This window comes from Pseudomonas sp. IT-P100 (assembly GCF_949767185.1).
Classification (GTDB): domain Bacteria; phylum Pseudomonadota; class Gammaproteobacteria; order Pseudomonadales; family Pseudomonadaceae; genus Aquipseudomonas; species Aquipseudomonas fluorescens_B.
This window is the reverse complement of sequence record NZ_CATKQK010000005.1, coordinates 45,110-71,018: the sequence shown is the minus strand read 5'-3', so window position 1 is coordinate 71,018 and position 25,909 is coordinate 45,110. Positions and strand designations below refer to the sequence as shown.

General features: G+C 61.1%; 26 protein-coding genes. 18 read left to right on the top strand and 8 right to left on the bottom strand.

What is annotated here, in order from left to right:
• The first annotated feature begins 103 nt into the window (after positions 1 to 103).
• Genes ACM6IQ_RS04250 through ACM6IQ_RS04240 form a run of 3 tightly spaced genes read left to right on the top strand, consistent with a single transcriptional unit; the run spans position 104 to position 1,780 of the window.
• Complete coding sequence (locus ACM6IQ_RS04250; protein WP_414878126.1) at positions 104 to 466, top strand: CidA/LrgA family protein; 363 nt, start codon at positions 104 to 106, stop codon at positions 464 to 466.
• Complete coding sequence (locus ACM6IQ_RS04245; RefSeq protein ID WP_414878125.1) at positions 463 to 1,179, top strand: LrgB family protein; 717 nt, start codon at positions 463 to 465, stop codon at positions 1,177 to 1,179. Before ACM6IQ_RS04250 ends, ACM6IQ_RS04245 begins: the two co-directional genes overlap by 4 nt.
• 10 nt (positions 1,180 to 1,189) lie before the next feature.
• Positions 1,190 to 1,780 carry an LON peptidase substrate-binding domain-containing protein gene (locus ACM6IQ_RS04240; protein WP_017341006.1) on the top strand — a complete coding sequence of 197 codons (591 nt, stop codon included), beginning with the start codon at positions 1,190 to 1,192 and terminating at the stop codon, positions 1,778 to 1,780.
• A 77-nt stretch (positions 1,781 to 1,857) separates the two neighbouring features.
• On the opposite strand, the gene ACM6IQ_RS04235 is transcribed toward ACM6IQ_RS04240, so the two are convergent.
• Both ACM6IQ_RS04235 and ACM6IQ_RS04230 read right to left on the bottom strand, forming a co-directional pair.
• Positions 1,858 to 3,174, bottom strand: coding sequence for a bifunctional DedA family/phosphatase PAP2 family protein (locus ACM6IQ_RS04235; RefSeq protein ID WP_017341005.1), 1,317 nt, complete (start codon positions 3,172 to 3,174; stop codon positions 1,858 to 1,860).
• A gap of 107 nt (positions 3,175 to 3,281) precedes the next feature.
• The gene (locus ACM6IQ_RS04230; protein WP_031319149.1) at positions 3,282 to 3,980 is read right to left on the bottom strand and encodes a DNA-3-methyladenine glycosylase; all 699 of its coding nucleotides are present in this window, start codon (positions 3,978 to 3,980) and stop codon (positions 3,282 to 3,284) included.
• A 189-nt stretch (positions 3,981 to 4,169) separates the two neighbouring features.
• On the opposite strand from ACM6IQ_RS04230, the gene ACM6IQ_RS04225 reads away from it, so the two are divergent.
• From ACM6IQ_RS04225 to ACM6IQ_RS04165, 13 genes are all read left to right on the top strand, one after another.
• Positions 4,170 to 5,441 carry a glutamate-5-semialdehyde dehydrogenase gene (locus ACM6IQ_RS04225; protein ID WP_017341003.1) on the top strand — a complete coding sequence of 424 codons (1,272 nt, stop codon included), beginning with the start codon at positions 4,170 to 4,172 and terminating at the stop codon, positions 5,439 to 5,441.
• On the top strand, positions 5,410 to 6,132 hold the full coding sequence (gene nadD, locus ACM6IQ_RS04220) for a nicotinate-nucleotide adenylyltransferase (RefSeq protein WP_033037434.1): 723 nt from the start codon (positions 5,410 to 5,412) through the stop codon (positions 6,130 to 6,132). Before ACM6IQ_RS04225 ends, nadD begins: the two co-directional genes overlap by 32 nt.
• Positions 6,133 to 6,205: 73 nt before the next feature.
• On the top strand, positions 6,206 to 6,700 hold the full coding sequence (gene rsfS, locus ACM6IQ_RS04215) for a ribosome silencing factor (RefSeq protein ID WP_017341001.1): 495 nt from the start codon (positions 6,206 to 6,208) through the stop codon (positions 6,698 to 6,700).
• 9 nt (positions 6,701 to 6,709) lie between these two features.
• On the top strand, positions 6,710 to 7,177 hold the full coding sequence (rlmH, locus tag ACM6IQ_RS04210; RefSeq protein ID WP_007937439.1) for a 23S rRNA (pseudouridine(1915)-N(3))-methyltransferase RlmH: 468 nt from the start codon (positions 6,710 to 6,712) through the stop codon (positions 7,175 to 7,177).
• Positions 7,178 to 7,186: 9 nt separating this feature from the next.
• Positions 7,187 to 9,082 carry a penicillin-binding protein 2 gene (gene mrdA, locus ACM6IQ_RS04205; RefSeq protein WP_017341000.1) on the top strand — a complete coding sequence of 632 codons (1,896 nt, stop codon included), beginning with the start codon at positions 7,187 to 7,189 and terminating at the stop codon, positions 9,080 to 9,082.
• 31 nt (positions 9,083 to 9,113) lie between these two features.
• Positions 9,114 to 10,217: a rod shape-determining protein RodA gene (gene rodA / locus ACM6IQ_RS04200; protein ID WP_050558263.1), complete on the top strand. Its 1,104-nt coding sequence runs from the start codon at positions 9,114 to 9,116 to the stop codon at positions 10,215 to 10,217.
• 17 nt (positions 10,218 to 10,234) lie between these two features.
• Positions 10,235 to 11,245: a lytic murein transglycosylase B gene (gene mltB / locus ACM6IQ_RS04195; protein ID WP_017340998.1), complete on the top strand. Its 1,011-nt coding sequence runs from the start codon at positions 10,235 to 10,237 to the stop codon at positions 11,243 to 11,245.
• Complete coding sequence (locus tag ACM6IQ_RS04190; protein WP_017340997.1) at positions 11,245 to 12,258, top strand: septal ring lytic transglycosylase RlpA family protein; 1,014 nt, start codon at positions 11,245 to 11,247, stop codon at positions 12,256 to 12,258. Before mltB ends, ACM6IQ_RS04190 begins: the two co-directional genes overlap by 1 nt.
• Positions 12,259 to 12,439: 181 nt before the next feature.
• Positions 12,440 to 13,597, top strand: coding sequence for a D-alanyl-D-alanine carboxypeptidase family protein (locus ACM6IQ_RS04185; protein ID WP_414878124.1), 1,158 nt, complete (start codon positions 12,440 to 12,442; stop codon positions 13,595 to 13,597).
• 80 nt (positions 13,598 to 13,677) lie between these two features.
• Positions 13,678 to 13,953 (top strand): DUF493 domain-containing protein, encoded by a 276-nt coding sequence (locus ACM6IQ_RS04180; RefSeq protein ID WP_017340995.1) that lies wholly within the window; start codon positions 13,678 to 13,680, stop codon positions 13,951 to 13,953.
• A complete protein-coding gene (lipB, locus tag ACM6IQ_RS04175; protein ID WP_017340994.1) occupies positions 13,953 to 14,600 on the top strand; it encodes a lipoyl(octanoyl) transferase LipB in 648 nt (215 codons plus the stop codon). Before ACM6IQ_RS04180 ends, lipB begins: the two co-directional genes overlap by 1 nt.
• A 1-nt stretch (position 14,601) precedes the next feature.
• Positions 14,602 to 15,624 (top strand): lipoyl synthase, encoded by a 1,023-nt coding sequence (gene lipA / locus ACM6IQ_RS04170; protein ID WP_007946663.1) that lies wholly within the window; start codon positions 14,602 to 14,604, stop codon positions 15,622 to 15,624.
• 176 nt (positions 15,625 to 15,800) lie between these two features.
• Positions 15,801 to 16,748 (top strand): S66 peptidase family protein, encoded by a 948-nt coding sequence (locus ACM6IQ_RS04165; protein WP_017340993.1) that lies wholly within the window; start codon positions 15,801 to 15,803, stop codon positions 16,746 to 16,748.
• A 95-nt stretch (positions 16,749 to 16,843) separates the two neighbouring features.
• Here the strand turns inward: ACM6IQ_RS04165 and ACM6IQ_RS04160 are convergent, their stop codons facing one another.
• The 5 genes from ACM6IQ_RS04160 to leuS all read right to left on the bottom strand — a co-directional run bounded on the left by ACM6IQ_RS04160 (position 16,844) and on the right by leuS (position 22,881).
• Positions 16,844 to 18,166 (bottom strand): lytic murein transglycosylase, encoded by a 1,323-nt coding sequence (locus ACM6IQ_RS04160; protein WP_017340992.1) that lies wholly within the window; start codon positions 18,164 to 18,166, stop codon positions 16,844 to 16,846.
• 62 nt (positions 18,167 to 18,228) lie between these two features.
• A complete protein-coding gene (gene arfA / locus ACM6IQ_RS04155; protein WP_017340991.1) occupies positions 18,229 to 18,393 on the bottom strand; it encodes an alternative ribosome rescue factor ArfA in 165 nt (54 codons plus the stop codon).
• A gap of 112 nt (positions 18,394 to 18,505) precedes the next feature.
• Positions 18,506 to 19,543 (bottom strand): DNA polymerase III subunit delta, encoded by a 1,038-nt coding sequence (gene holA / locus ACM6IQ_RS04150; RefSeq protein WP_017340990.1) that lies wholly within the window; start codon positions 19,541 to 19,543, stop codon positions 18,506 to 18,508.
• A 39-nt stretch (positions 19,544 to 19,582) separates the two neighbouring features.
• Positions 19,583 to 20,188 carry an LPS assembly lipoprotein LptE gene (gene lptE, locus ACM6IQ_RS04145; protein ID WP_017340989.1) on the bottom strand — a complete coding sequence of 202 codons (606 nt, stop codon included), beginning with the start codon at positions 20,186 to 20,188 and terminating at the stop codon, positions 19,583 to 19,585.
• A gap of 86 nt (positions 20,189 to 20,274) precedes the next feature.
• On the bottom strand, positions 20,275 to 22,881 hold the full coding sequence (gene leuS / locus ACM6IQ_RS04140; protein WP_414878123.1) for a leucine--tRNA ligase: 2,607 nt from the start codon (positions 22,879 to 22,881) through the stop codon (positions 20,275 to 20,277).
• Between the two features lie 279 nt (positions 22,882 to 23,160).
• Here leuS and ACM6IQ_RS04135 point away from each other — a divergent pair, with 279 nt between their 5' ends.
• A complete protein-coding gene (locus ACM6IQ_RS04135) occupies positions 23,161 to 23,481 on the top strand; it encodes a hypothetical protein (protein WP_017340987.1) in 321 nt (106 codons plus the stop codon).
• A 107-nt stretch (positions 23,482 to 23,588) separates the two neighbouring features.
• Positions 23,589 to 24,350: a YdcF family protein gene (locus ACM6IQ_RS04130; RefSeq protein ID WP_414878122.1), complete on the top strand. Its 762-nt coding sequence runs from the start codon at positions 23,589 to 23,591 to the stop codon at positions 24,348 to 24,350.
• Positions 24,351 to 24,372: 22 nt separating this feature from the next.
• On the opposite strand, the gene lnt is transcribed toward ACM6IQ_RS04130, so the two are convergent.
• Positions 24,373 to 25,896: an apolipoprotein N-acyltransferase gene (gene lnt / locus ACM6IQ_RS04125; RefSeq protein WP_017340985.1), complete on the bottom strand. Its 1,524-nt coding sequence runs from the start codon at positions 25,894 to 25,896 to the stop codon at positions 24,373 to 24,375.
• Between the last annotated feature and the right edge of the window lie 13 nt (positions 25,897 to 25,909).

The following is a 25,909-nucleotide window of genomic DNA, read 5'->3' as shown; positions in this document are numbered from 1 at the left end:
CATGGCGAATTGCTCCGGTCAACCGACCATGCTTTTGGCGAATGCCGGTCCATAGCGTTGGCATGCTTATAATGCCGGGCGCGATTTTTTGGGGAGAGGACGGATGTTGTTACGTGGCCTGACCTGGCTGGTGTTGTTCCAATTGCTGGGCACAGCCATCAACCATTTGTTATTGCCGGTGCTGCCGGGGCCGATTATCGGCCTGCTGCTTCTGCTGGTGTACCTGATCTGTCGTGGGCAGGTGGGCGAACCGCTCAACCTGGCCGCGAGCAGCCTGCTGCGTTACCTGCCGTTGCTGCTGGTGCCACCGGCTGTGGGCGTGATGGTGTACGCCAAGGACATTGCCGCGGACTTCTGGGCCATTGTCGGTGCGCTGGTGTTGTCGCTGCTGTTGTCCATGGCCTTCGCCGGTGTGCTGATGCAGCGCATGGTCAAGCGTCACGCGCGCCGCGAGGACTCGCAATGATCCTGGACTGGCAAGGCGCCTGGATGTCGGTGATTCATCATCCGTTGTTCGGCATCGGCATTACCCTCGGCGCTTATCAACTGGTGTTGGCGGCGTTCGAGAAAACCCGCTGGATCTTTCTGCAGCCCGTGCTGGTCTCCATGTTGCTGGTGATTGGCGTTTTGGTGGGCTGCGGCCTGACGTACGCCGAGTACCGCAAGAGCACCGAGATCCTCAGCATTTTGCTCGGCCCCGCCACGGTCGCGCTGGCTGTACCGCTTTACCTCAATCTGCGGCGGATCCGGCAGTTGTTCTGGCCGATATTTACTACGCTGGTGATAGGCGGTGTCGTCGCCACCGGCATGGGCGTGTTGCTGGGCTGGTCGTTCGGTGCCGAACACATGATCCTGATGACCATGGCGCCGAAGTCGGTGACCTCGCCGATCGCCATGCTGGTGGCCGAGCAGATTGGCGGCGTCGCGGCGCTGGCGGCGGTGTTTGTGTTGATCACCGGCGTGATCGGGGCGATCTTTGGGCCGAGCCTGCTGAATCGGCTCGGCGTCCACAGCCCCGAGGCGCGCGGCATGGCGCTGGGCATGACTGCCCATGCGGTCGGCACCGCGGTGGCCATGCAGGAAAGTGAAGAATGCGGCGCCTTCGCGGCGCTGGCAATGAGTCTGATGGGCGTGGCCACGGCGGTGTTCCTGCCGTTGGCGGTGTCGATGGTGGTGTAAGGAAATGTCTATGAGCTTGCCGCTTTTCCCGCTGAACACGGTGCTGTTTCCTGGCTGCATCCTCGACTTGCAGATCTTCGAGGCGCGCTACCTGGACATGATCAGCCGCTGCATGAAACAGGGCGGCGGTTTCGGCGTGGTGTGCATTCTTGATGGCGAAGAAGTCGGCATCGCTCCGGCGGGCTATGCGCTGGTCGGCTGTGAAGCACTGATTACCGACTTCAAACAGCAGGACAACGGCTTGCTGGGCATTCGGGTACAGGGCGGACGGCGTTTTCACGTGTTGCGCACCGAGGTCCAGCGCGATCAGTTGACGGTCGCCGAGGTCGAGTGGCTGGAAGACGAGCCCGAGCAACCGTTGCAGGATGAGGACGCCGACCTGGTTGCACTGCTCAAGGCCCTGGCCGAACACCCGATGGTCGAAGCCTTGAACATGGGCACCGAGGCGACCGGGCAACAGTCGCTGGCCAATCAGTTGGCGTACCTGTTGCCGTTTGCCGAATTGGACAAAATCGACCTGCTGCAACTCGACGATCCGCAGCAGCGACTGGATGCGATCCAGGCACTGCTGGATGAGTTGCAGGGTGAATTGTTTGCCTGATGAAAAGATCGCAGCCTTCGGCAGCTCCTACATGGGTAAGGCGTAGGAACTTGCTGAAGGCTGCGATTTTTTGATCTTCAATAGGCGTATCTCACCATCGCATGCGGTAAATGCCGCAACGCAAAGAACCCGAACAGCGCCACCATCGCCGGCAACACCAGCCACCAGATCCTGGGCGGCATGGCATTGAGCGGTGTCCGGCGCTGACTTAGCCCCAGGCTCGCCGCACAGACACACGCCGCCAGCATTGCGCCGGCCAGCACATCCGTGGGCCAGTGCGCGCCCAGATAGACGCGTGACAGCGCGATCGCGAGTGCCGGCAGGCAGCCCAACAGCAACCAGGTCAGACGCATCCGCGGGGGTTGTCCGCGACCAGCCAGAACGGCGAGGGTCAGAAACAGTGCGAAGGCCCCGGAGGCGTGACCGCTGGGCATGCTGTAGCTCACCAACGGATCGCTCAAGACTTCCGGGCGCACGCGGGCGAAAAACTGTTTGGTAAACGTGTTGCCGAGCGCCGTGAAGAGCAATGTGCTCCCCGCAAAAATCGCCTGTCGCCATTGCCGGGCCACCAGCAGCAGCCCGGTCAGCAGGGCGCTGAACAGCAGCATGTTGCGGAACTCGCCAATCAGCGTGAAGGTGACGGCGACTTCATCGAGCGTCGGGCTGCGGTGTTCCTGCACCAGCGTCATGACGCCCTGATCGAGGGCGGTCAGGTGCGGGTAGCCGATAAACAGCCCCGCGAGGATCAGTAAGCTCATGCTGGTGATCAGTATTGTGGCTTTGCGATGGCGGCGCAGGCTGCTGGTCACGCTCAAGCCCACCATCACCGCGATGCTGCCGGCAACGATCCCGGCCTCAGGCCAGAAACCTTCCGGCAACGGCAAACGAATCGCAGCCCCCGTGGCCCAGCCGGGCAACAGGTAGGCGACGCTCCAACCGGCAGCGGCCAGCAGGCTGACAGCGACGAAGCGCGGGAAGGGCATGTCGAACATCCCGGCAACCATCGGCAGCATGGGCCGCAACGGCCCGATGAAACGCCCGACCAAAAGACTGGCAATGCCATAGCGCTGGAAGTAAGCCTCGGCGCCGGCGATCCATTCCGGATGATGGCGCAGGCCGGGCAGGCGCCGAATGTTCTGATGGAAATGTCGCCCCACAAAGTAGGAAACGATATCGCCCAGTACGCCGGCGGCGAATCCGAGCAACAATGTTTCGCTCAACGACAGCGCGCCGCTACCGGCCAGCACCGCGACGGCAAACAGCAACACCGTGCCGGGTACGATCAGCCCGGCAATCGCCAGGCATTCCACGAAGGCCACAATGAAAACCGCCGCGGCCAGCCACTGCGGGTTTGTCGCCAGCCATCCGGTCACGCTATCGAGCCAAGGGCCCATAAAAACAACTCCATTGAATTTCTATAAACGCCTTCAGGGCGAGCAAACCTTCCCAAACACCACACAAGCCCCGCAGAGATTGCGGATGCTTCAAGTTCTTTGATTGTTCATGTCAGCAAAAAATAATCGCGACCTTCGACCTGCCCCCGTCGCAGCGGGTTCCGCGTGCAATACGGCGCGTAAGCCGCGTCGACGAAGCGGTACATCAAGTGTTCGTCACGCCCATGGGGAATGCCCAGGCGTGTGGTTTGAATGATATGGCCAGGTGCCGGGCCGACATCCTCCACCAGCAGCACTTCATGATCGAAGCGCTTGGCGTCCCAGACCGGCACCTTCAAACCCAGCGCCTTGCACAGCAATGTTTGCCCGGCGCAAAGTTTTTGCGAAGGGCGAGGGCGACCCTGGGCATCAGGATTGTTCAACAGCATTTGCGCCAGGCTCGCCGGGCCGCTCAACTCATCGACCCACGGATAGGCGGATTTGATCAAAACCGCATTGCCTGGACCTTGAGCGCTGAAATTCAGGGAGTCGCCGCCCCGGGCGTAATACATATAGATGTGGCCGCCATCCAGAAACAAAGCCTTACGCTTTTCTGTGTAGCCGAGAGAGGCATGGCTGCCTTTTTCTTCGAAGTAATAGGCTTCTGTCTCGATGATCCGGGCGCTGAGCCACAAGTCACCTACCCGGTGACGGATGACTTTGCCCAGTAAATCCCGGGCCAGCGTTTGCGCATCCCGGTCGAAAAACGCGTCCGGGAGCCCTGTAGGCAGGCTCGCAGCGGGCGCACGAACAGTCAGGTTGGACATGATGAGCGGCATTTATCAAAGCTGATTGAGTCGTGATGATAACAATTTGCAGCTTAATCACGGCTGAACGTCGGCAAATTGCCCTCCATTTCGACCATCCGCCCGTCACCGCTGTTAGTCGGGGGACGCGACAGCTATAATCTGCCGCTTTACTCTTTACCAAGACCTTAGCAAAGACCACCACCGACCATGACTGAGTCCGTTCTCGACTACATGACCCGCCTGGGTCGCGCTGCCCGCGAAGCGTCGCGCATCATCGGCCGTGCCAGCACCGCGCAGAAAAACCGCGCCTTGCAGGCTGCTGCCAATGCGCTGGACGCCGCGCGTGCCGAGCTGACGGCTGCCAACGAGCTGGATCTGGCCGCGGGTCGCGCCAATGGTCTGGAGCCTGCGCTGCTGGAACGCCTGGCGCTGACCCCGGAGCGTATCGACGGCATGATCGTCGGTCTGCGTCAGGTTGCAGCGTTGCCGGACCCGGTCGGGGCCATTCGCGACATGAGCTTCCGTCCGTCGGGGATTCAGGTCGGCAAGATGCGCGTGCCGCTGGGCGTGATCGGGATCATCTACGAATCCCGGCCCAACGTGACCATCGATGCTGCCAGCCTGTGCCTGAAGTCGGGCAATGCGACCATCCTGCGTGGCGGTTCCGAGGCGATCAATTCCAACCGCGCCATCGCCGCCTGCATCCAGCGCGGTCTGGCCGAGGCCGATCTGCCGTCCGCCGTGGTTCAAGTGGTCGAGACCACTGACCGCGCCGCGGTGGGGGCGCTGATCACCATGCCTGAATACGTCGACGTCATCGTGCCCCGTGGCGGCCGTGGCCTGATCGAACGGATCAGTCGCGACGCTCGCGTGCCGGTGATCAAGCATCTGGACGGCATCTGCCACGTTTATGTCAGTGCTCACGCCGATTTGCCGAAAGCCCAACGCATTGCCTTCAACGCCAAGACTTACCGTTATGGCATCTGCGGTGCGATGGAAACGCTGTTGGTGGATCAAACCGTTGCCAAAGATTTCCTGCCGTCGATGGCTGCACAGTTCCGCGAAAAAGGCGTTGAGCTGCGTGGTTGCGAGCGCACTCGGGCGATCATCGATGCCGCGGCGGCCACTGAAGACGACTGGCACACTGAATACCTGGCGCCGATCCTTTCGATCCGCGTGGTCGACGGTCTGGACCAGGCCATCGAGCACATTAATAAGTACGGCTCCCATCACACCGATTCGATCGTCAGCGAAAACCTTGCAGACACTCGGCGTTTCGTCGCGGAAGTCGATTCGTCATCGGTGATGATCAATACGCCGACCTGCTTCGCTGACGGCTTCGAATACGGATTGGGTGCCGAGATTGGCATTTCTACTGATAAGCTGCACGCCCGTGGCCCGGTGGGTCTCGAAGGCCTGACCTGCGAGAAGTACATCGTGGTCGGTGATGGCCAGTTGCGCGGCCAGGCGTCGGTCTGACTTGGGCGACCTTAATCCGTCAGCCCCGGTAACTGCCAGCGAACCTGCGCCTCGACGTATCGGCATGCTGGGCGGGACGTTCGACCCGGTGCACATCGGCCATTTGCGCGGTGCGCTGGAAGTCGCCGAATCGCTGGCGCTCGATGAGTTGCGACTGACACCCAGTGCCAGGCCGCCTCATCGAGGCACGCCGCAGGTCTCGGCGAAGGACCGTCTGGCGATGGTCGAGTGCGCGGTGGCCGGTGTGGCCCCGTTGGTGGTGGACGCCCGTGAATTGCTGCGGGACAAACCGTCCTACACCATCGATACCCTGGAACTGATGCGTGCCGAACTGGCCGCTGAAGACCAGGTTTTTCTACTTTTGGGCTGGGACGCATTTTGCGGCCTGCCCACTTGGCACCGCTGGGAAGAGTTGCTCCAGCATTGCCACATCCTGGTGCTGCAACGCCCGGATGCCGACAGCGAACCGCCGGATGCCTTGCGCAACCTGCTGGCAGCGCGCTCGGTGAGCGACCCGCTGGCCCTCAAAGGGCCGAGCGGACAGATTGCATTCGTCTGGCAGACGCCGCTCGCGGTATCCGCCACCCAGATCCGTCAACTGCTGGCCAGCGGTAAGTCGGTACGTTTCCTGGTGCCCGACGCGGTCCTGGCCTACATCGATGCGCACGGACTCTACCGTGCGCCGAACTGAATGGGAGTGCTTCAAGGCACGTGATACCAACGTGTATTGAACCACCCGAACACATGAGCAAAACGAGTTTTATATGACTGACAAAGACGTAGCTAAAGTTAAGCGCAAAGGCACATTCAAGAGCGCCCCGCTGCCAGTAGAAGTGCCAACTGGCCCTGAGCTGGTCGGCGAAGAACTGGTGAAGGTTGCCGTAGCGGCCCTGGAAGACGTGAAGGCCCAGGACATTCAGGTGATCGACGTTCGTGAAAAGCAGAGCATCACTGACTTCATGATCATCGCCACCGGTACCTCCAACCGCCAGATCGGCGCGATGCTGGACAAGGTCCGCGAAGCGGTCAAGGCTAAGGGCGTCAAGCCACTGGGTGAAGAAGGCAAGGGCGACAGCGACTGGGTCCTGCTGGATATGGACGACGTCATCGTGCACATGATGACCGCCTCGGCTCGCCAGTTCTATGACCTGGAGCGCCTGTGGGCCGGTGCAGAGCAGAGCCGTTCGGCCAGCGCTGCGCACCACAGCCCGGAAAACACCCATGAGCACTTCACCAAGCTCAACAAAGACCAGCAATAAGGGACCGCTGTGCGACTGCGACTGATCGCCGTCGGTTCACGCATGCCCAAATGGGTGGAAGAAGGCTGGCATGAATATGCCAAGCGTCTTCCGTCCGAGCTGGCGCTGGAACTGGTGGAAATACCGCTCAATACCCGTGGCAAGAACGCCGACGTGGCGCGCTTCATCCGTCAGGAAGGCGAAGCCATGCTGGCCAAGGTCGGGCCGAACGAGCGCGTTGTCACCCTCGAAGTCCACGGCAAGCCCTGGAGCACGGAGCAGTTGGCGGTCGAGCTCGATCGCTGGCGGCTGGATTCGCGCACGGTGAATTTCATGGTCGGCGGCCCCGAAGGGCTGGCGCCGGAAGTCTGTGCGCGGGCCGATCAGCGCTGGTCCTTGTCGCCGTTGACGTTGCCGCACCCGCTGGTGCGGATTCTGATCGGCGAACAGCTGTACCGTGCCTGGACAGTTCTGTCCGGCCACCCTTACCACAAGTAGTTCTGCCTCATGCCCCAGCCGATCCGCATCAAGGACCACGAAAAAGACGCCCGTCTGGTGCGTGGCCGCGTCGTGTTCGGGGCAATTGCAGTGGTGGCGCTGATCGGCGTGCTGATCGCGCGCCTGTATTTCCTCCAGGTGATTCAGTACGAGTACCACTCGACCCTGTCGGAAAACAACCGCGTGCATGTGCAGCCGATTCCGCCCACCCGTGGGCTGATCTTCGACCGCAATGGCGTGGTGGTGGCCGACAACCGGCCGAGCTTCAGCCTGAGCATGACCCGCGAGCGTTCCGGCGACTGGCAGCAAGTGCTCGATGTGATCGTCGAAGTGCTGGAGCTGACGCCCGAGGATCGGGTGATCTTCGAGAAACGCATGCGCCAGGGGCGACGGCCATTCGAGCCGGTGCCGATTCTGTTCGAACTGACCGAAGAACAGATCGCCCGCATCGCCGTGAACCAGTTCCGCTTGCCGGGAGTTGAAGTGGTTGCGCAACTGGTGCGGCATTACCCGCAGGGCGCGCACTTTGCGCACTCGGTGGGTTACATGGGGCGGATCAACGAGAAGGAGCTGAAGTCCCTCGATCCGGTCAATTACAGCGGCACCCACCACATCGGCAAGACCGGCATCGAGCGCTTCTACGAGCCCGAGTTGCACGGTCAGGTGGGTTACGAAGAAGTCGAAACCAACGCACGAGGCCGCGTATTGCGGGTGCTCAAGCGTACCGATCCGATTCCCGGCAAGGACATCGTCCTGAGCCTGGACATCAAATTGCAGGAAGCCGCCGAAGCAGCGCTCGGCGGTCGCCGTGGCGCGGTGGTAGCGCTGGACCCGAAAACCGGCGAAGTACTGGCAATGGTCAGTCAGCCGAGTTTCGACCCCAACCTGTTCGTCACCGGCATCAGCTTCAAAGCCTATTCCGAGTTGCGCGACTCCATCGACCGGCCGCTGTTCAACCGCGTGCTGCGTGGTCTGTACCCGCCGGGTTCGACCATCAAGCCGGCGGTGGCGATTGCCGGTCTGGATTCGGGCGTGGTCACGGCGTCGACCCGGGTCTTCGACCCCGGTTACTACCAACTGCCCAACTACGACCACAAATACCGTAACTGGAACCGTACCGGTGACGGCTATGTCGACCTGGACACGGCGATCATGCGGTCCAACGACACCTACTTCTATGACCTGGCGCACAAGCTGGGGATTGATCGCCTGTCGGCCTACATGGGCAAGTTCGGCATCGGCCAGAAGGTCTCCCTGGACATGTTCGAAGAGTCGCCGGGGCTGATGCCGTCCCGTGAGTGGAAGCGCGCGACCCGTCGTCAGGCCTGGTTCCCGGGCGAAACACTGATTCTCGGGATCGGCCAGGGCTACATGCAATCCACGCCGCTGCAACTGGCCCAGGCCACGGCGCTGGTGGCCAACAAAGGTGTATGGAACCGTCCGCACCTGGCCAAGACCGTCGAAGGCGAACGGCCCAAAGATGACAATCCGATGCCGGACATCATCCTGCGCGATCCGTCCGACTGGACCAAGGTCAACCATGGTATGCAGCAGGTAATGCATGGCGCCCGTGGTACCGCGCGCAAGGCATCGATCGGCGCGCAATACCGGATCGCGGGCAAAAGTGGTACGGCCCAGGTGGTTGCGATCAAGCAGGGTGAGAAGTACGACCGCTCCAAGGTTCAGGAACGTCACCGTGACCACGCTTTGTTCGTCGGCTTCGCGCCGGCTGACAACCCGCAAATCGTGGTGTCGGTGATGGTCGAGAACGGCGAGTCCGGTTCCGGCGTCGCCGCACCGGTGGTGCGCCAGGTCATGGACGCCTGGCTCCTGGACCAGGACGGCCGACTGAAAGCCGAATACGCCAGCCCAATCAGTGCGGAGGCTACGGCCCGTGAAGAGTAATTTCGATCGCATCCTTTCCAGTGAGGATGTGATGCGTCGCCGCGCGACGCTGTTGCAACGCATGCACATCGACGGCCCGTTGCTGATCCTGCTGCTGACCCTCGCGGCCGGTAGCCTGTTCGTGCTGTATTCGGCCAGCGGCAAGAGCTGGGATCTGCTGGCCAAGCAAGCCACGTCGTTCGGCATCGGCCTGGTGTCGATGATCGTCATCGCCCAGTTCGAGCCGCGCTTCATGGCTCGCTGGGTGCCGGTGGGTTACGTGCTCGGCGTGCTGTTGCTGGTGGTGGTGGACGTCATGGGCCACAACGCCATGGGCGCCACGCGCTGGATCAACATTCCCGGGGTGATCCGCTTCCAGCCTTCGGAGTTCATGAAGATCCTGATGCCGGCGACCATTGCCTGGTACTTGTCCAAGCGCACCTTGCCGCCGCAGCTCAAGCATGTGGGCGTCAGTCTGTTTCTGATTGGTTTGCCGTTCATTCTGATCGTGCGCCAGCCCGACCTCGGTACTTCGCTGCTGATTCTCGCGGGCGGTGCGTTCGTGCTGTTCATGGGTGGCCTGCGCTGGCGCTGGATTCTCAGCGTGCTGGCCGCGGCCGTCCCGGTGGCCGTGGGGATGTGGTTTTTCATCATGCACGACTACCAGAAGCAGCGAATCCTGACGTTCCTCGACCCGGAAAGCGATCCGCTGGGCACGGGCTGGAACATTATCCAGTCGAAAGCGGCCATTGGCTCCGGCGGCGTATTCGGCAAAGGCTGGCTGCTGGGCACCCAGTCGCACCTGGACTTCCTCCCGGAAAGCCACACCGACTTCATTATTGCGGTCATGGGCGAGGAGTTCGGCCTGGTCGGCATCTGCGCGCTGCTGCTGATTTACTTGCTATTGATCGGCCGCGGGCTGGTGATTACCGCCCAGGCCCAGACATTGTTCGGCAAATTGCTCGCGGGCGCCCTGACCATGACGTTTTTTGTTTACGTTTTCGTCAACATAGGTATGGTCAGTGGCCTGTTGCCGGTTGTGGGGGTGCCGTTGCCGTTCATTAGCTACGGAGGAACTTCGCTGGTAACGCTGCTGTCAGCGTTTGGGGTTTTGATGTCGATCCATACCCATCGTAAGTGGATCGCGCAAGTTTGAATAAGGTGAAGATTTCAATGCAAGTAATGCGTGGCTGGGCGACTCGATACGCGCCATGGGTCGGCCTGGTAAGCATCCTTGGCACTGCGCAGGACGCGTTGGCCGGCGATTACGAAGGCACACCCCAGGTGGCCGAATTCGTCGGTGAAATGACCCGCGACTACGGCTTTGCCGGTGAACAGCTGATGGGCGTGTTCCGCGAAGCCGAGCGCAAGCAAACGATTCTGGACGCGATCTCGAAACCCGCCGAGCGGGTCAAGCAGTGGAACGAATATCGTCCGATGTTCATTACCGACGCGCGCATTGCCCGCGGCGTGGATTTCTGGCGGCAGCACGAGGCGGTACTGGCACGCGCCGAGCAGGAATACGGTGTCCCGGCCCAGGTGATTGTCTCGATCATCGGCGTTGAGACCTTTTTCGGTCGCAATACCGGCAATTACCGGGTAATCGACGCCTTGTCGACCCTGGGTTTCGACTATCCTCCCCGTGCCGAATTCTTCCGCAAGGAATTGCGTGAGTTCCTGTTGCTGGCCCGAGAAGAACAGGTCGATCCACTGACCCTCAAGGGCTCCTACGCCGGGGCGATGGGCTTGCCGCAGTTCATGCCGAGCAGCTTCCGCGCCTATGCGGTGGATTTCGACGGTGACGGCCACATTAATATCTGGACCAATCCGGACGATGCCATCGGCAGCGTTGCCAGTTACTTCAAACGTCACGGCTGGGTGGCCGGTGAACCGGTGGTCAGCCGCGCGGATGTGCGTGGCGAGCAGGTCGACGAAGGTTTGACCACCGGCATCGAACCGACTAAAACCGTCGGGGAGTTGCGGGCGCTGGGGTGGTCAAGTCATGATGCGCTGCGCGATGATATGCCGGTCACGGCATTCCGCCTGGAAGGTGACAATGGCCCTGAATACTGGATGGGCCTGACGAATTTTTACGCAATCACGCGTTATAACCGCAGCGTGATGTACGCCATGGCGGTACATCAACTGTCTGAACAGCTGGTCCAAGCACGGGGCGTCAAGTAATGCGGGCATTGCCTATGAATAAACCCCTGAAGCTGATGGCATTCGCCGCGTTGGCGGTGCTGGTCGCCAGTTGTTCGACCAGCCGCTCGCCGACACAGAAGTCTTCTTCCACCGCCGTGCGCTCGGCGCCGGGGCTGGACATCAACCGCGCCCACAAAGATGGCGCACCGTGGTGGGATGTCGACGTATCGCGCATCCCGGATGCCACACCGACCCTGCACACCGGTCCTTACAAGGCCAACCCGTACACCGTACTGGGCAAGACTTACTTCCCGCTGCAGGAATCCAAGACCTACGTCGCCTCGGGCACGGCGTCCTGGTATGGCACCAAGTTCCACGGCCAGAACACCGCCAACGGCGAGGTCTATGACCTGTATGGCATGAGTGCCGCCCACAAGACCTTGCCACTGCCAAGTTACGTTCGGGTGACCAACCTGGACAACAACAAGACCGTGATCCTGCGGGTCAATGACCGTGGCCCGTTCTACTCGGACCGCATCATCGACTTGTCCTACGCGGCGGCGAAAAAACTCGGCTATGCCGAAACCGGTACTGCGCGGGTCAAGGTCGAAGGCATCGATCCGCAGCAATGGTGGGCGGCCAAGGGCCGTCCGGCACCTTTGATGCTCAACGAGCCGCAAGTCGCGCAAAATACCGCGCCGACGATTACCGCTTCGGCCGGTACGGTCGAACAATGGACGCCACCGCCGCAGCAACACGCCGCGGCCGTCGTGCCCGTGCAGATCGATGCAAAAAAAAACGCTTCTGTACCAGCCTCTGGCCAGTATCTGCAGGTGGGCGCGTTCGCCAACCCGGACGCTGCAGAACTCCTGAGATCGAAGCTCAGCGGGATGGTGAGCGCTCCGGTGTTCATCAGCTCGATCGTGCGCAATCAACAGACACTGCATCGGGTGCGCCTGGGGCCGATCGGCTCGCCGGGTGAAATCCAGCAAGTGCAGAACAGTGTGCGCCTGGCCAATCTCGGTTCGCCGAGCGTGGTCACCGCCGAGTAATACGTAGTACTTGATTGACGGTTCACTTGCAGTTTCAGGGGTGAACCTGGTTGTTGGCTCGTTGAAGAACAAAAGCCCGGCAAGGGTTCTGAGTGAACGACTGAACACGCGACAACCCGTTAGAAGGTTGTCTGATTAGTTTTGCCCTCGGGCAGTTTCCATTAGCGATTTCGAGAGACGGATGAACATCACCACCTTTGCCAAACGCCTGTGCCTTCTAGTCCCGCTGCTCCTCTCGCCTGCCGCTTTTGCGGTCGAGATGATGCCGTCGCCGCCACAACTGGCCGCCAAAGCCTACGTGCTCATGGATGCCAGCAGCGGCAACGTGCTGGTCGAGAACAACGGTGACCAGCGTCTGCCGCCTGCCAGCCTGACCAAGCTGATGACCGCGTACATCGCGACCCTGGAAATCCGTCGTGGCCAGATCGGCGAAAACGATCCGGTGACCGTCAGCGAAAACGCCTGGCGCACCGGCGGTTCGCGGATGTTCATCAAGGTCGGTTCGCAAGTGACGGTCAGCGACCTGCTGCACGGCATCATCATTCAGTCGGGCAACGACGCCAGTGTTGCGCTCTCCGAGCACATCGCCGGCAGCGAAGACGCTTTCGCCGACATGATGAACAAAACCGTGGCCGACCTGGGCATGACCAACAGCCACTTCATGAACCCGACCGGCCTGCCGAACCCGGAGCACTACTCGTCGGCCCACGACATGGCCGTGCTGGCTCGCGCGATCATCCACGAAGACCCGGCTCACTACGCGATCTACTCGCAGAAAGAGTTCTTCTGGAACGGCATCAAGCAACCTAACCGCAACCTGCTGCTGTGGCGCGACAAGACCGTTGACGGTCTGAAAACCGGCCACACCGAAGAAGCCGGCTACTGCATGGTGTCTTCGGCCGTTCGTGATGGCATGCGCCTGATCGCCGTGGTGTTCGGCACCAACAGCGAAGTGGCCCGCGCATCGGAAACCCAGAAGCTGCTGACCTATGGTTTCCGTTTCTTCGAAACCCAGACCTTCTATCAGAAAGGCGCCGAGCTGGCCCAGGCCCCTGTCTGGAAAGGCAGCACCAATCAAGTCAAGGCCGGCCTGGCTGAAGACCTGACCATGACCCTGCCAAAAGGCCAGCTGAAAAAGCTCGCCGCCAGCATGACCATGAACCCGCAACTGGTTGCGCCAATCGCCAAGGGCGACGTGATCGGCAAAGTCGAAGTGAAACTGGACGACAAGGTGGTGCACAGCGCTGACCTGATCGCCCTGGACGCGGTCGACGAGGGTGGTATCTTCCGTCGCATGTGGGATAGCATCCGTCTATTCTTCTACGGCTTGTTCAACTGAATTAGTGTGGACTCTCATGGCCCCGCTCCAATCCGGAGCGGGGCCATGTCCGTTGCCACGGCTTACGAGGCCGTTACGCCATGACAGACACCGAAGTAAATGCGCCAAAGATCGAATTCCCCTGCGCGGATTATCCGATCAAGGTGATCGGCGACACCGGCGTGGGTTTCAAGGACAAGATCATCGCGATCCTCGAGAAACACGCGACCGTTGACCACAAGACCCTGGCCGAGCGCCAGAGTACCAACGGCAAGTACACGACTATCCAGCTGCACATCATCGCCACCGGTCAAGAACAGCTGTACGACATCAACAGCGAGTTGCGGGCTACCGGTTTCGTGCACATGGTGCTGTGATGTCTGGCACGCTGGGCTTTCGCGACCTCGGCCAGATGGCATACGAGCCGGTCTGGCATGCCATGCAGCGCTTCACCAACGAGCGTGGTAGCGATGCCGCTGACGAGATCTGGCTGGTGGAACACCCACCGGTGTTCACCCAGGGCCAGGCCGGCAAGGCCGAGCACTTGTTGCTGCCAGGGGATATTCCGGTGGTGCAGGTCGATCGTGGTGGCCAGGTGACTTATCACGGCCCCGGTCAGTTGGTGGCCTACCTGTTGCTCGATGTACGCAAGCTCGGTTTCGGCGTGCGTGACCTGGTCACCCGCATGGAACACTGCCTGATCGAGCTGCTGGCCAGTTACGGCGTCACTGCCGCGGCGAAGCCGGATGCGCCGGGCGTCTACGTCGACGGCGCGAAAATCGCTTCCCTGGGTCTGCGGATCCGCCACGGTTGTTCCTTTCATGGCCTGGCCCTGAACGTGGACATGGACCTGGAACCGTTTCGACGGATTAATCCCTGCGGCTACGCCGGGCTGGCGATGACCCAGCTGAGCGATCACGCAGGATCGATTGAATTTGCCGAGGTAAGTGCCCGGCTGCGCGCGCAGCTCGTCAAACACCTCGACTATGCTGAGCAGACGACCCTAACGGGCGGAATCGACTGATATGACTACTGATGCAGTGCAAACCATGATCCCGACGCTGGATGTCACCGAGCGTCCGGCCCCGCGTGCCAAGGTAGAAGCCGGCGTCAAGCTGCGCGGCGCCGAGAAGGTTGCACGCATCCCGGTGAAGATCATCCCGACCACCGAACTGCCGAAGAAACCCGACTGGATCCGCGTGCGCATCCCGGTTTCCCCGGAAGTCGACCGCATCAAGGCCCTGCTGCGCAAACACAAGCTGCACAGCGTGTGCGAAGAAGCGTCCTGCCCGAACCTGGGCGAGTGCTTCTCCGGCGGCACCGCGACGTTCATGATCATGGGCGATATCTGCACCCGTCGCTGCCCGTTCTGCGACGTGGGCCACGGCCGTCCGAAACCACTGGACGTCAATGAGCCGGAAAGCCTGGCCATCGCCATTGCCGACCTGAAACTGAAATACGTGGTGATCACCTCGGTTGACCGCGACGACTTGCGTGACGGCGGTGCCCAGCACTTTGCCGACTGCATCCGCGAGATCCGCAAGCTGTCGCCGAATGTGCAGCTCGAAACCCTGGTTCCGGACTACCGTGGCCGCATGGACGTCGCGCTGGAAATCACCGCCGCCGAGCCACCGGATGTGTTCAACCACAACCTGGAAACCGTGCCGCGCCTGTACAAGGCTGCGCGTCCGGGTTCGGACTACCAGTGGTCGCTGACCCTGCTGCAACGCTTCAAGCAGATGATGCCGCACATTCCGACCAAGTCCGGCCTGATGCTGGGTCTGGGCGAGACAGACGAAGAAGTCATCGAAGTCATGAAGCGCATGCGTGAACACGACATCGACATGCTGACCCTGGGCCAGTACCTGCAACCGTCCCGCAGCCACTTGCCGGTGCAGCGTTTCGTGCACCCGGACACCTTCGCCTGGTTCGCCGAGGAAGGTTACAAAATGGGCTTCAAGAACGTCGCTTCCGGCCCGCTGGTACGTTCCTCGTACCACGCCGACGAGCAGGCGAAGCTGGTTAAAGCCGAGCTGATGTCGTCCTGATCACGCGGTGAGAAATACAAAATGCCCGCATGGCTTTCCGGCCTTGCGGGCATTTTTTCGCCTTGCCTACGGCGATCACCGTTTTTTCCTGCAACCTGCGGGGCGACTGACCCTCTTCTGTTTGTCCCCGTTCCTGACTACTGTGTGCTGAAGATTTCGCGCAGGGAGATTCATGGATGACCGTTCGACCGACCCACACACTGTTTCCACATACGCCGGTGCCGGCGTTGCCCCGGGAAGGGCTGATCGGCGTAATCGCGCCTGCCGGCCCCGCAGCCCTGGACACCGACAAAGCCGTGGCCTGGATGCGGGCTCGCGGTTACGCGCTGCGAATTTTTCCCGGTGTCTACGAGCAGGACGGCTACCTGGCCGGCAGCGACGATGTGCGCCTCAATGACTTGCACGCGGCGTTCGCCGACTGTGAGGTCGATGCAATTATTTGTCTGCGCGGCGGTTACGGCACACCGCGTTTGCTCGACCGCATCGATTTCGAGTTGCTGCAAAACAACGCCAAGCCGTTCATCGGCTACAGCGATATCACGGCGCTGCACCTGGCGATCAGCCGTTATGCGGGGTTCGTGACCTTTCATGGTCCGTTGCTCAATGCCGATCTGTTGGGTGACAAGCAAAAGCCTACCGAGGCTTCGTTTTTCAACATGCTCAGAGGGCAGGTGAAGGCGGGCAGCGTGCTGGCGCACCCGGTAGCCTATCCGTTGACGACCATCGAGCCAGGTATCGCTCACGGGCGCTTGTTGGGAGGCAATCTGGCGATGATTGCCGCGACCATGGGCACGCCTTATGAAATCGATGCCGAGGGCGTCATTCTGTTTATCGAGGACATCAACGAGCCGTTGTATCGGATTGACCGGCTGCTGACTCATCTGCGCCTGGCGGGCACGCTGGGCAAGCTGCGCGGGGTTCTGGTGGGGGATGTGGCGGGGGTCGATACGGTCGCGCTGGAGCGTTTGCTCAAGCAGACCTTTGAGCCGTTGCGGATACCGGTGCTGTCGGGGTGGCGCAGCGGGCATTGCGATCCGAACCTGACGTTGCCGCTGGGGGCGTTGGTGAGGCTGGATGCGGGGAGCAAGGAATTGGTGCTGGAGCAGGATGTGGTGGTCAGGTAAGTAGCGGGGCTACAAAAAAGATCGCAGCCTTCGGCAGCTCCTACAGGTGAATGCAAAACCCTGTAGGAGCAGCCGAAGGCTGCGATCTTTTGTTTTTAGCGGTTACGCAGGCCTTCGAGCAACTTGTGCGTCGGGTACCCATCCGCCGGCCAGCCAAACGACTGCTGCGCACTGCGAATCGCCTTGCGGGTGTTGGCACCAATGATGCCGTCGGCGGTGCCTGCATCGTATTTCTGGGCGCTCAGCAGGTTTTGCAGCTCGATCCGCTCGGTACGGCTCAGCGGCAAATCATCCTTGGGCCAGGTGCCGTTGATCAGACCCGCGCCGTTGAAACGTTCGGACAACAAACTGACCGCCAGCGCATAGGACGAAGAGTTGTTGTACTTGAGGATCGCACGGAAGTTGTCGAGCACCAGGAATGCCGGGCCGCGATAACCCGCCGGCAGCAACAGTGCCGCGGACAGGTATTCGGAGCCTGCTGGAACCTGCCCGCCGTTAGGCAGCGTCACGCCCAGTTGCCGCCATTCGGCGACAGTCTTGCGGATCGTGCCATCAGCCAGCACGTAGTTGAAGCTCCCCGGTAGCTGAACTTCAAAGCCCCACGGCTGACCTTTTTGCCAGCCAGAGCTTTGCAGGTAGTGGGCGGTCGAGGCCAGGGCGTCGGCGGAGCTGCCCCAGATGTCGCGGCGACCGTCGCCATCGAAGTCCACGGCATGGGTGTTGTAGGTGGTCGGGATGAACTGGGTCTGGCCCATGGCGCCGGCCCAGGAACCGAGCATCTGCTCCGGCTCGATATCACCCTGTTGCAGGATCTGCAGGGCCGCGATCAATTGCGCATGGGCGAAACCAGGACGCCGGCCTTCGTAGGCCAGGGTCGCCAGGGAGTTGATCACCGACTTGCTGCCCTGAAACTGGCCGAAGTTACTTTCCATGCCCCACACCGCGACCAGCGCCTGACGATCGACGCCGTAGCGTTGTTCGATGCTTTGCAGGATGTCGGCGTATTGGTTGACCAGTGCCTGGCCTTTGCGCACACGCAGCGGCGACAGGGCGCCGTCGAGGTATTCCCACACCGGGCGGGAAAACTCCGGCTGGCTGCGGTCGGCACGGATTACGCTGGTGTCCAGGCTGACATTGGCGAAGGCGCGATCAAACAGGTCGGCGCGGATGCCGGCGGCCAGGGCATCCTTGCGAAAACCCGCCTGCCATTCGGCGAAGGTCTGGGTCGGCAGGATGTCGAGATTTTCTCCGGTCGGCACCACGGGCGGGATCACCGCAGGGGCTGTCGCGACGGGAAGGGTCTGAAGCGGTTGGGCGTCGGCGGCGGTCGGTTTTTCCGCGCAGGCGACAAGCAGAACGAGGCTGGAGGCAGCTATCAATTGGCGCAGGTGCCAACGACGGGAAATACAAAAGGGCATGCACGGGTCCAGGGAATACGAATCAGGTGCAGACCTTAACATGTTGAGCGCTGGCTTGCCTTTCAGGCCGCCAGAAAGTAAGAAGCCTCCCAGTTGTCAGACTGGAAGGCTTCGCGGCGGTAGCTGCCTTTGCCCTTGCCGGCTCGTTCCTGACGGCTGCGGAACAGTGGCTGGGCGATGATGGATTTGGCCTTGTTGGGGCCATTTTTAGATGGCTTTTTGCTCATGATGATTTCTCGCAAGTGAGTGGGGGTTGCGGGGGAAATCATCTGCCGAAGTTGGGGTTCTGTCTACAGTGCAAATGGATGTGTTTTGTGTAGGAACCAGGATCTTTTGATCTTACTCCGCTGGCAACGACAATCTTTGCCCGGCCATCAACAGCGACAACCGACTCAGACTCATCCACGGCGAACCCGCAGCCTGGCCTTTGATCTGTGCGTCAATCCGCTGTGCTTCCAGCAACAGCTGCGCCCAGCGTTGTGCCGAGTAGCGTTGCAGGGCTTTGCTCATCAGCGGTTTGCGTTTGTCCCAGACCGGCGGTCGGGCAGAGCTGAAGGCTTTGTCCAGCGGCACGCCCTGACTGTATTGCAGCGACAGGTTGGCGAGCAGGCGCAGTTCACGGGCCAGGGCCCAGAGAATCACCGGCGGCTCGACGCCTTCACCGCGCAAGCCTTCGAGCATACGCAGGGCATGCGCTGCTTCACCGTTGAGAATCGCATCGGTCAAGCCGAAGACATCGAAGCGTGCACTGTCGGCCACCGCCGCTTGTACGGTCTCGACGGTGATCTGGCCGCCTTCGGCCATCAGCTTGAGCTTTTCGATTTCCTGGGCGGCGGCCAGCAGATTGCCTTCGACGCGCGCGGCGATCAGCTCGACGGCGTCCTGGCTGGCGGAGAGCCCGGCCTGGGACAAGCGCTGGCGGATCCAGCTCGGCAACTGGTTGGCATCCACCGGCCAGATTTGCACGAACTGAGTGTGCTGGCCTTCGACCAACGCCTTGCCCCACTTGGTTTTCTGCGCACTGCCATCGAGTTTTGGCAGGCTGATCAGCAACACGGTGTCTTCAGCTGGTCGCGAGCAGTATTCGATGAACGCGGCCGCCCCTTTGTCACCGGGTTTGCCGGACGGCAGACGCAGCTCCAGCAGGCGTTTTTCAGCGAACAACGACATGCTTGCGCCGGCCTGCAGCAACGTGCCCCAGTCGAAACTGGCGTCGGCGGCAAACACCTGGCGTTCGTCGAAACCCTGTTGGCGAGCGGCGGCACGAATGGCGTCAGCGGCTTCCTGGCACAGCAACGGGTCGTCGCCACTGATGACGTAGACCGGCGCGAGAGCACCTTGCAAGTGTTTGGCGAGTTGGGCGGGGGCGAGTTTCATAAGAGAGGGCGAACGGGGCGCCTGAGCGCCCCGTAAGTCTTACTGCTGCGGGATTTCGATAGGCGACTGACGCGGCGTTTCCGCTTCAGCCTTCTGTGCGGCTTCCAGTGCCGCAGCTTCAGCCTTGGCCTTGGCCTCGGCGGTCTGTTGCAACTGATCCAGCTGGGCCGGCGACAGTTGCTGCAAGCGCAGCATCATGCGTTGTACCAGTTCGCGACGGATCTCCTTGCGAGCATCGGTGGCTTCCTGATCGGAACCCACCAGGTTGTTGCCGTCGTGGATAAAGACTTTCTGCACTTCGAGCTTGTCGCTCAGCAGCGCAAGATTGTGCTCACCACGGATGTCGTAGTTGAGTACTGTAGTGACCTGGTACTCGCCAGTACGGCCGGCGCCCGCATAACTGAGGATGCGCTGGCTTTCCTGCTCATCGGCCAGCACCAGTTTGTAAGGTGCGCCCGTGTGGATATTGACGCCGCTGCTCTCCAGCAACTGACGCATCATGGTCACGGTTTCTCCATAGGAGTTGCGTGCACTCAGGTCGAGTTCCTTGAAGGCGAGTTCATAGGTACCGGTGCCGCGCAGCTGGAAACCGCAGGCGCTCAACAGGACCGCAAGGCCCATCACCAGCAAATTGCGTTTGATCATCTTGTTGCTCCCCTTGAAACCATGTGGGCCGACCGTGCGGCCCGAAAGGTTTTACTCGGCGCCAGGCTCCCTGGCGCCTGATCCAATTAGCTGGCGACGATATTGACCAGTTTCCCGGGCACTACGATCACTTTACGAATAGTCAGGCCATCGACGAAGCGCAGCACGTTCTCGTTGACACGGGCAGCGGCTTCGACTTCTTCGCGAGTCGCGGTGGCCGGCATCTCGATCTGGCCGCGCAGCTTGCCGTTGACCTGGATGACCAGCGTCAGGCTGTCCTGAACCAGTGCGGTTTCGTCCACCACCGGCCAACCGGCGTCGATCACCGGGTCTGCGTGACCCAGTTGATTCCACAGCTCGTGGCTGATGTGCGGGGTGATCGGAGCCAGCAGCAACGTCACGGCTTCCAGACCTTCATGAACCAGCGCGCGATCCTGTTCAGTGCCTTGCGGGGCCTTTTCCAGTACGTTCATCAGCGTCATCACCTGGGCGATGGCCGTGTTGAATTTGTGGTTCTGGCCGACGTCGTGGCTGGCCTGCTTGATGGCCAGGTGGATCGAACGGCGAACGGCTTTCTGCTCGTCGTTCAGGCTGGCGACGTCCAGGTTGCCCGGCAGGCCCTGAGTGACGTGGGCTTGAGCCAGGCGCCAGACGCGCTTGAGGAAACGGTGCGAACCTTCTACTCCGGAGTCGGACCATTCCGCGCTCATGTCGGGTGGCGAGGCGAACATCATGAACAGGCGGCAGGTATCTGCACCGAACTGGTCAATCATCGACTGAGGGTCGACGCCGTTGTTCTTTGACTTGGCCATCTTCTCGGTGCCGCCGATTTCTACCGGCAGGCCATCTGCGATCAGTTTGGCGCTGATGACCTTGGCCTTGCTGTCGCGTTCGAGTTCGACGTCCGCCGGATTGAACCAGGTGTAGGCACCGTTGGCTTCGCGACGATAGTAAGTCTCGGCGATCACCATGCCCTGGGTCAGCAGGTTCTTGAACGGCTCGTTGGAGCTCACCAGGCCTTCGTCGCGCATCAGCTTGTGGAAGAAGCGCGCGTACAGCAGGTGAAGGATCGCGTGTTCGATACCGCCGATGTATTGATCCACCGGCAACCAGTGATCGGCCGCCGATTTTTCCACCAGACCGCCTTCATAGTGTGGCGAGGCGTAACGGGCGTAGTACCACGAGGACTCGACGAAGGTGTCCATGGTGTCGGTTTCACGCTTGGCCGGTGCACCGCATTTCGGGCAACTGCACTCGTAGAACTCAGGCATGCGCGCCAATGGCGAACCAGCGCCGTCCGGTACCACGTCTTCGGGCAACACGACCGGCAGTTGATCTTCCGGGACCGGCACATCACCGCAGGTGGTGCAGTGGATGATCGGGATCGGGCAACCCCAGTAACGCTGGCGGCTGATGCCCCAGTCGCGCAGGCGGAACTGGGTGCGCGAGGCGCCGAGGTTCTTCTTGAGCAGCGCGACTTCAATGGCGTCGAACGCGCCTGGGAAGTCGAGGCCGTCGAATTCGCCGGAGTTGATCAGCGTGCCGTGCTCGCCGTACGCATCCTGCCAAGGGGCCGGGTTGGTGTCACCGGAACTGGTGCGCACCACGGATTTGATCGGCAGGTTGTACTTGGTGGCGAACTCGAAATCACGTTCATCGTGAGCCGGAACAGCCATCACCGCGCCATCGCCGTAGTGCATCAGCACATAGTTGGCGACCCATACCGGGAGTTTCTCGCCGGTCAGCGGGTGCTCGACGAACAGCGAGGTCGGCAGGCCCTTTTTCTCTTGAGTGGCGACGTCGGCTTCGGCGACGCTGCCGCCCTTGCATTCAGCGATGAACGCCTGCAGCTCAGGGTTGTTCTGTGCGGCCAGGGTGGCCAGGGGGTGTTCGGCGGCCACGGCAACGTAGGTCGCGCCCATCAGGGTGTCCGGACGGGTGGTGAAGACTTTCAGTGCGCCGGTTTCGCCGATGGAGTCGACGTTGTACGGGAACTGCACTTCCATGCCGCGGGATTTGCCGATCCAGTTGCGCTGCATTGTCTTGACCTGTTCAGGCCAGCCGGTCAGTTCGTCGAGGCTCTCCAGCAGCTCATCCGCGTAGGCGGTGATCTTGAAGTAGTACATCGGGATTTCGCGCTTTTCGATCAGCGCGCCGGAACGCCAGCCGCGACCGTCGATCACCTGTTCGTTGGCCAGGACGGTCTGGTCGACCGGGTCCCAGTTCACGGTGCCGCTTTTCTTGTAGATCACGCCTTTTTCGAACAGGCGGGTGAACAGCCATTGTTCCCAGCGGTAGTAATCCGGTTTGCAGGTGGTCACTTCACGGGACCAGTCCACCGCCAGGCCCAGGCTGCGCAGCTGGGTTTTCATGTAGGCGATGTTTTCGTAGGTCCACTTGGCGGGCGCTACGTTGTTCTTCATCGCGGCGTTTTCCGCCGGCATGCCGAAGGCGTCCCAACCCATGGGTTGCAGGACGTTCTTGCCTTGCATGCGCTGGTAGCGGGAGATCACGTCGCCGATGGTGTAGTTGCGCACGTGCCCCATGTGTAGCTTGCCGCTGGGGTAAGGGAACATCGACAGGCAGTAGAACGTCTCCTTGCCTGGCTGTTCACTGACTTCAAAGGACTTTTGCTCGTCCCAGAATGACTGGGCGGCGGCTTCGATTTCACGGGGCTGATATTGTTCGTGCATGGCTACTTTTGAACTGAATAGGGGTGGCCTAATCCTCTTCAATGCAACGCTGGACGGTGATCACGCCAAATCGGCGTTGCGGTGCCCAAGCGAGCTGGAAGTGGAGTTACAGGAAGCGCCGTAGCATACATGACCGCACTCTACCGAGGGAAACCCTGATTACTGCCGCGCGTCCTGCAAAAAGGGTCGCGAGGGCCGTTGGTCGCGGCATCCAGCCGGTTTGTTCAGCGAAGCTAAGCTCTAAATGGGGAGTGAGTCTTATCTTCAATGAGGTGAGGGATGGTTGAGTCACAGCAAAAAGTTACAAAGCCGGAGCTGTACGAAAGACTGATCGATCGTCTGGGAATGGCCCTGGACGCGGCAAAAACCGCTGGCCGATTGCGCGATGAATGCCCCCTTGAGCTGGAGTTGCGTGGCCTGAGCCCCGCAGAATTTGCACTGGTCAAGGCGTATCTGGACCGCTGTGAACGTGAAACACACGGATGCTTGTCAGAAGCAGTGAAGCAACTAGACGCACCACGTTCGGCCAAGATCATCTGGCTCAAGGACAAGGCACCGGGCAGGGACGCGGTAAAGGTCCGGTCTCTGCAATTCAAGTAAGGGCACTTGAAGCCATGACACATGGTTTTTTGAAGCATAGTCCTTCCGCATTTGTTGTCGCATTGCGTCAATCCACTTAGGCTTCGAGCATCTTCTGGAGATGCTCGATGCCTTTTCGTTATTTCGTAAAACAACTTCTGCTGCCGCCCGGCATTTTATTGCTGTTGCTGGCGCTTGCCTGGTGGTTTCGCCGCTCGAGGCCACGGCTGGCCGGACTGTGCTTTGCGCTGGGCTTCGGTGGCTTCTGGCTGATGAGTTTGCCGGTGGTAGTGCAATGGAGCGCCAAGGCGCTGGAGCGGGAGCCGGCGCTGGATCGCACCGAATGGGCGACCCTGAGTCAGCGCGCTGATGCGATCGTGGTGCTGGGTTCCGGGCGTGAGCGGGGCGATCTGGCTTGGGGCGACGATCAGCCGACCGGTGTCGGTCTGGAGCGAGAACGTTATGCCGCAAGACTGGCCAAGGCGTCAGGCTTGCCGATCCTGACCAGTGGCGGCCTGCATTACGGCACGCCACCGACAGAAGCCCGATTGATGGCGGACTCGTTACTCGATGATTTCGGTGTAACCGTGCGTTGGCAGGAAGGGCGCAGCCGTACAACCTGGGAAAATGCGCAGTTCAGTGCCGAGGTGTTGCTGCCACAGGGGATCAAGCGTGTTGTGGTCGTGACGCAGGCCTGGCACATGCCGCGGGCGGTCTGGAGTTTCCAGAAAGCAGGATTTGAGGTGGTGCCCGCACCAGTGGGGTTCCTAGGCGTGGACAATGCCCGGCCATTGGGTGGCTGGATGCCTGAGTTCAAGTCGATCTGGCAGAGCGGGCAGCTGATGAATGAGGCGGTGGGCCAGATCGGGTATTCATTGTTTTACCGCTGAAAATCTTTTGCAGGCGCTGCGATTAAACGGTTTTGGCCATCCGGTTCGCGATCAACGCCCAGCCAAACAACAACACGCACACGATGATCAACGGCCACGAACGCCATTGCAGGTAAGGCGTCAGGTTATGCATTGGCACCACTTCGCCGTACAGGATGCCGCGTTCGAACTGCGGGATCTGCGTGGTGATCTGACCGAACGGGTTGATGAGCCCGGTCACGCCGTTGTTGGTGGCACGGATCATCCAGCGGCCGGCCTCCAGCGCGCGCATCTGCGCCATCTGCAAATGTTGCAACGGGCCGATGGAAGTGCCGAACCAGGTGTCGTTGCTGATGGTCAGCAACAGATCGCTGCGAGCCGCGAGGCTGGCGGCAAACTCCGGGTAAACCACTTCGTAGCAGATGTACGGCGCAATCTGATAGCCCTTGGCTTGCAGCATCGCCTGATCGGCGGGGCCGCGGGCAAAGTCCGACATTGGCAGGTCGAAGAAGGCGATCAGGCCGCGCAGTATGTCCTGCAATGGCACGTATTCGCCGAACGGCACCAGCTTCTGCTTGAGGTAAGTGCCGTCGCCTTCGCCGACGACGGTGATGCCGTTGAAAAAACGCTTCTCGTGGCGGACTTCCTGGCGGATGGGTACGCCGGTGATCAGTGCGGTTTTACGCTCTGCGGCGAAATTGCCCATCATGCTCAGGTAGCCCTCGGCGGACTCCTTGAGCACCGGGACCGCCGTTTCCGGCCAGATCAGCAGGTCGACCCGTTTCGAGCTGAAGCTCATGTCGCGGTACAGCGCCAGCTGCGCGTTGAGCTGCGCCGGGTCCCACTTCATGCTTTGTTCGATATTGCCTTGAATCGCCGCGACGCTCAGCGCAGGGCCAGACGGGCTGGTCCAGGCATGGCCTTTAAGCGTGATGCCGGCGACCCAAGGGCCGACCAACAGCAGCGCACCCGCCACGATAAAGGCTTTGCGACCGGTCTTGATCAGGCGCGAAGCGTTGTAGATCAGTGCGGCGGTCAAGGCCAGGGTGAAGGACACCAGCCACATCCCGCCTACGGGGGCGAGCCCGGCCAACGGGCCGTCGAGCTGACTGTAACCGGAATAAAGCCATGGGAAGCCGGTGAGGAACCAGCCGCGAAACGCTTCCTGGCCGACCCACAACGCCGCAAACGCCATGGCATCGGCCAGCGGCGCCTCGTTGCGACGCAACCAGCGCGCCCAGATCCAGGCCGGCAGTGCGAAGAACCAGGCAATCGCCGCGGTGAACAGCAGCATCAGGAACCCGGCGAGCAGCACCGAAGCGCCGCCAAAGTTGTGAATGCTGTAGTAGATCCAGCTGGTGCCGGCGCCAAACAGGCCGAAACCGAAGCACCAGCCACGGCCCAGGGCCTGGCGGGGGCTCAGTTCACGTAAGCCGGCGTAGAAAAAGCCGACCGCCAGCAACGCCAGCGGCCAAATGTCGAACGGCGCCAGGGCCAGGGTGGTGAGTGCACCGGCCGCCACGGCCAGCAGGTTACCGGGCCAGCCGGGGCGGGTCATACGATGCATTTCAATCCTTAGA

Excerpts from the sequence above, each read along its gene's own strand:
- ACM6IQ_RS04250 (WP_414878126.1), top strand. The coding sequence starts at position 104 with ATGTTGTTACGTGGCCTGACCTGGCTGGTGTTGTTCCAATTGCTGGGC.
- ACM6IQ_RS04245 (WP_414878125.1), top strand. The coding sequence starts at position 463 with ATGATCCTGGACTGGCAAGGCGCCTGGATGTCGGTGATTCATCATCCG.
- ACM6IQ_RS04240 (WP_017341006.1), top strand. The coding sequence starts at position 1,190 with ATGAGCTTGCCGCTTTTCCCGCTGAACACGGTGCTGTTTCCTGGCTGC.
- ACM6IQ_RS04235 (WP_017341005.1), bottom strand. The coding sequence starts at position 3,174 with ATGGGCCCTTGGCTCGATAGCGTGACCGGATGGCTGGCGACAAACCCG.
- ACM6IQ_RS04230 (WP_031319149.1), bottom strand. The coding sequence starts at position 3,980 with ATGTCCAACCTGACTGTTCGTGCGCCCGCTGCGAGCCTGCCTACAGGG.
- ACM6IQ_RS04225 (WP_017341003.1), top strand. The coding sequence starts at position 4,170 with ATGACTGAGTCCGTTCTCGACTACATGACCCGCCTGGGTCGCGCTGCC.
- nadD (WP_033037434.1), top strand. The coding sequence starts at position 5,410 with ATGGCCAGTTGCGCGGCCAGGCGTCGGTCTGACTTGGGCGACCTTAAT.
- rsfS (WP_017341001.1), top strand. The coding sequence starts at position 6,206 with ATGACTGACAAAGACGTAGCTAAAGTTAAGCGCAAAGGCACATTCAAG.
- mrdA (WP_017341000.1), top strand. The coding sequence starts at position 7,187 with ATGCCCCAGCCGATCCGCATCAAGGACCACGAAAAAGACGCCCGTCTG.
- rodA (WP_050558263.1), top strand. The coding sequence starts at position 9,114 with ATGCGTCGCCGCGCGACGCTGTTGCAACGCATGCACATCGACGGCCCG.
- mltB (WP_017340998.1), top strand. The coding sequence starts at position 10,235 with ATGCAAGTAATGCGTGGCTGGGCGACTCGATACGCGCCATGGGTCGGC.
- ACM6IQ_RS04190 (WP_017340997.1), top strand. The coding sequence starts at position 11,245 with ATGCGGGCATTGCCTATGAATAAACCCCTGAAGCTGATGGCATTCGCC.
- ACM6IQ_RS04185 (WP_414878124.1), top strand. The coding sequence starts at position 12,440 with ATGAACATCACCACCTTTGCCAAACGCCTGTGCCTTCTAGTCCCGCTG.
- ACM6IQ_RS04180 (WP_017340995.1), top strand. The coding sequence starts at position 13,678 with ATGACAGACACCGAAGTAAATGCGCCAAAGATCGAATTCCCCTGCGCG.
- lipB (WP_017340994.1), top strand. The coding sequence starts at position 13,953 with ATGTCTGGCACGCTGGGCTTTCGCGACCTCGGCCAGATGGCATACGAG.
- lipA (WP_007946663.1), top strand. The coding sequence starts at position 14,602 with ATGACTACTGATGCAGTGCAAACCATGATCCCGACGCTGGATGTCACC.
- ACM6IQ_RS04165 (WP_017340993.1), top strand. The coding sequence starts at position 15,801 with ATGACCGTTCGACCGACCCACACACTGTTTCCACATACGCCGGTGCCG.
- ACM6IQ_RS04160 (WP_017340992.1), bottom strand. The coding sequence starts at position 18,166 with ATGCCCTTTTGTATTTCCCGTCGTTGGCACCTGCGCCAATTGATAGCT.
- arfA (WP_017340991.1), bottom strand. The coding sequence starts at position 18,393 with ATGAGCAAAAAGCCATCTAAAAATGGCCCCAACAAGGCCAAATCCATC.
- holA (WP_017340990.1), bottom strand. The coding sequence starts at position 19,543 with ATGAAACTCGCCCCCGCCCAACTCGCCAAACACTTGCAAGGTGCTCTC.
- lptE (WP_017340989.1), bottom strand. The coding sequence starts at position 20,188 with ATGATCAAACGCAATTTGCTGGTGATGGGCCTTGCGGTCCTGTTGAGC.
- leuS (WP_414878123.1), bottom strand. The coding sequence starts at position 22,881 with ATGCACGAACAATATCAGCCCCGTGAAATCGAAGCCGCCGCCCAGTCA.
- ACM6IQ_RS04135 (WP_017340987.1), top strand. The coding sequence starts at position 23,161 with ATGGTTGAGTCACAGCAAAAAGTTACAAAGCCGGAGCTGTACGAAAGA.
- ACM6IQ_RS04130 (WP_414878122.1), top strand. The coding sequence starts at position 23,589 with ATGCCTTTTCGTTATTTCGTAAAACAACTTCTGCTGCCGCCCGGCATT.
- lnt (WP_017340985.1), bottom strand. The coding sequence starts at position 25,896 with ATGCATCGTATGACCCGCCCCGGCTGGCCCGGTAACCTGCTGGCCGTG.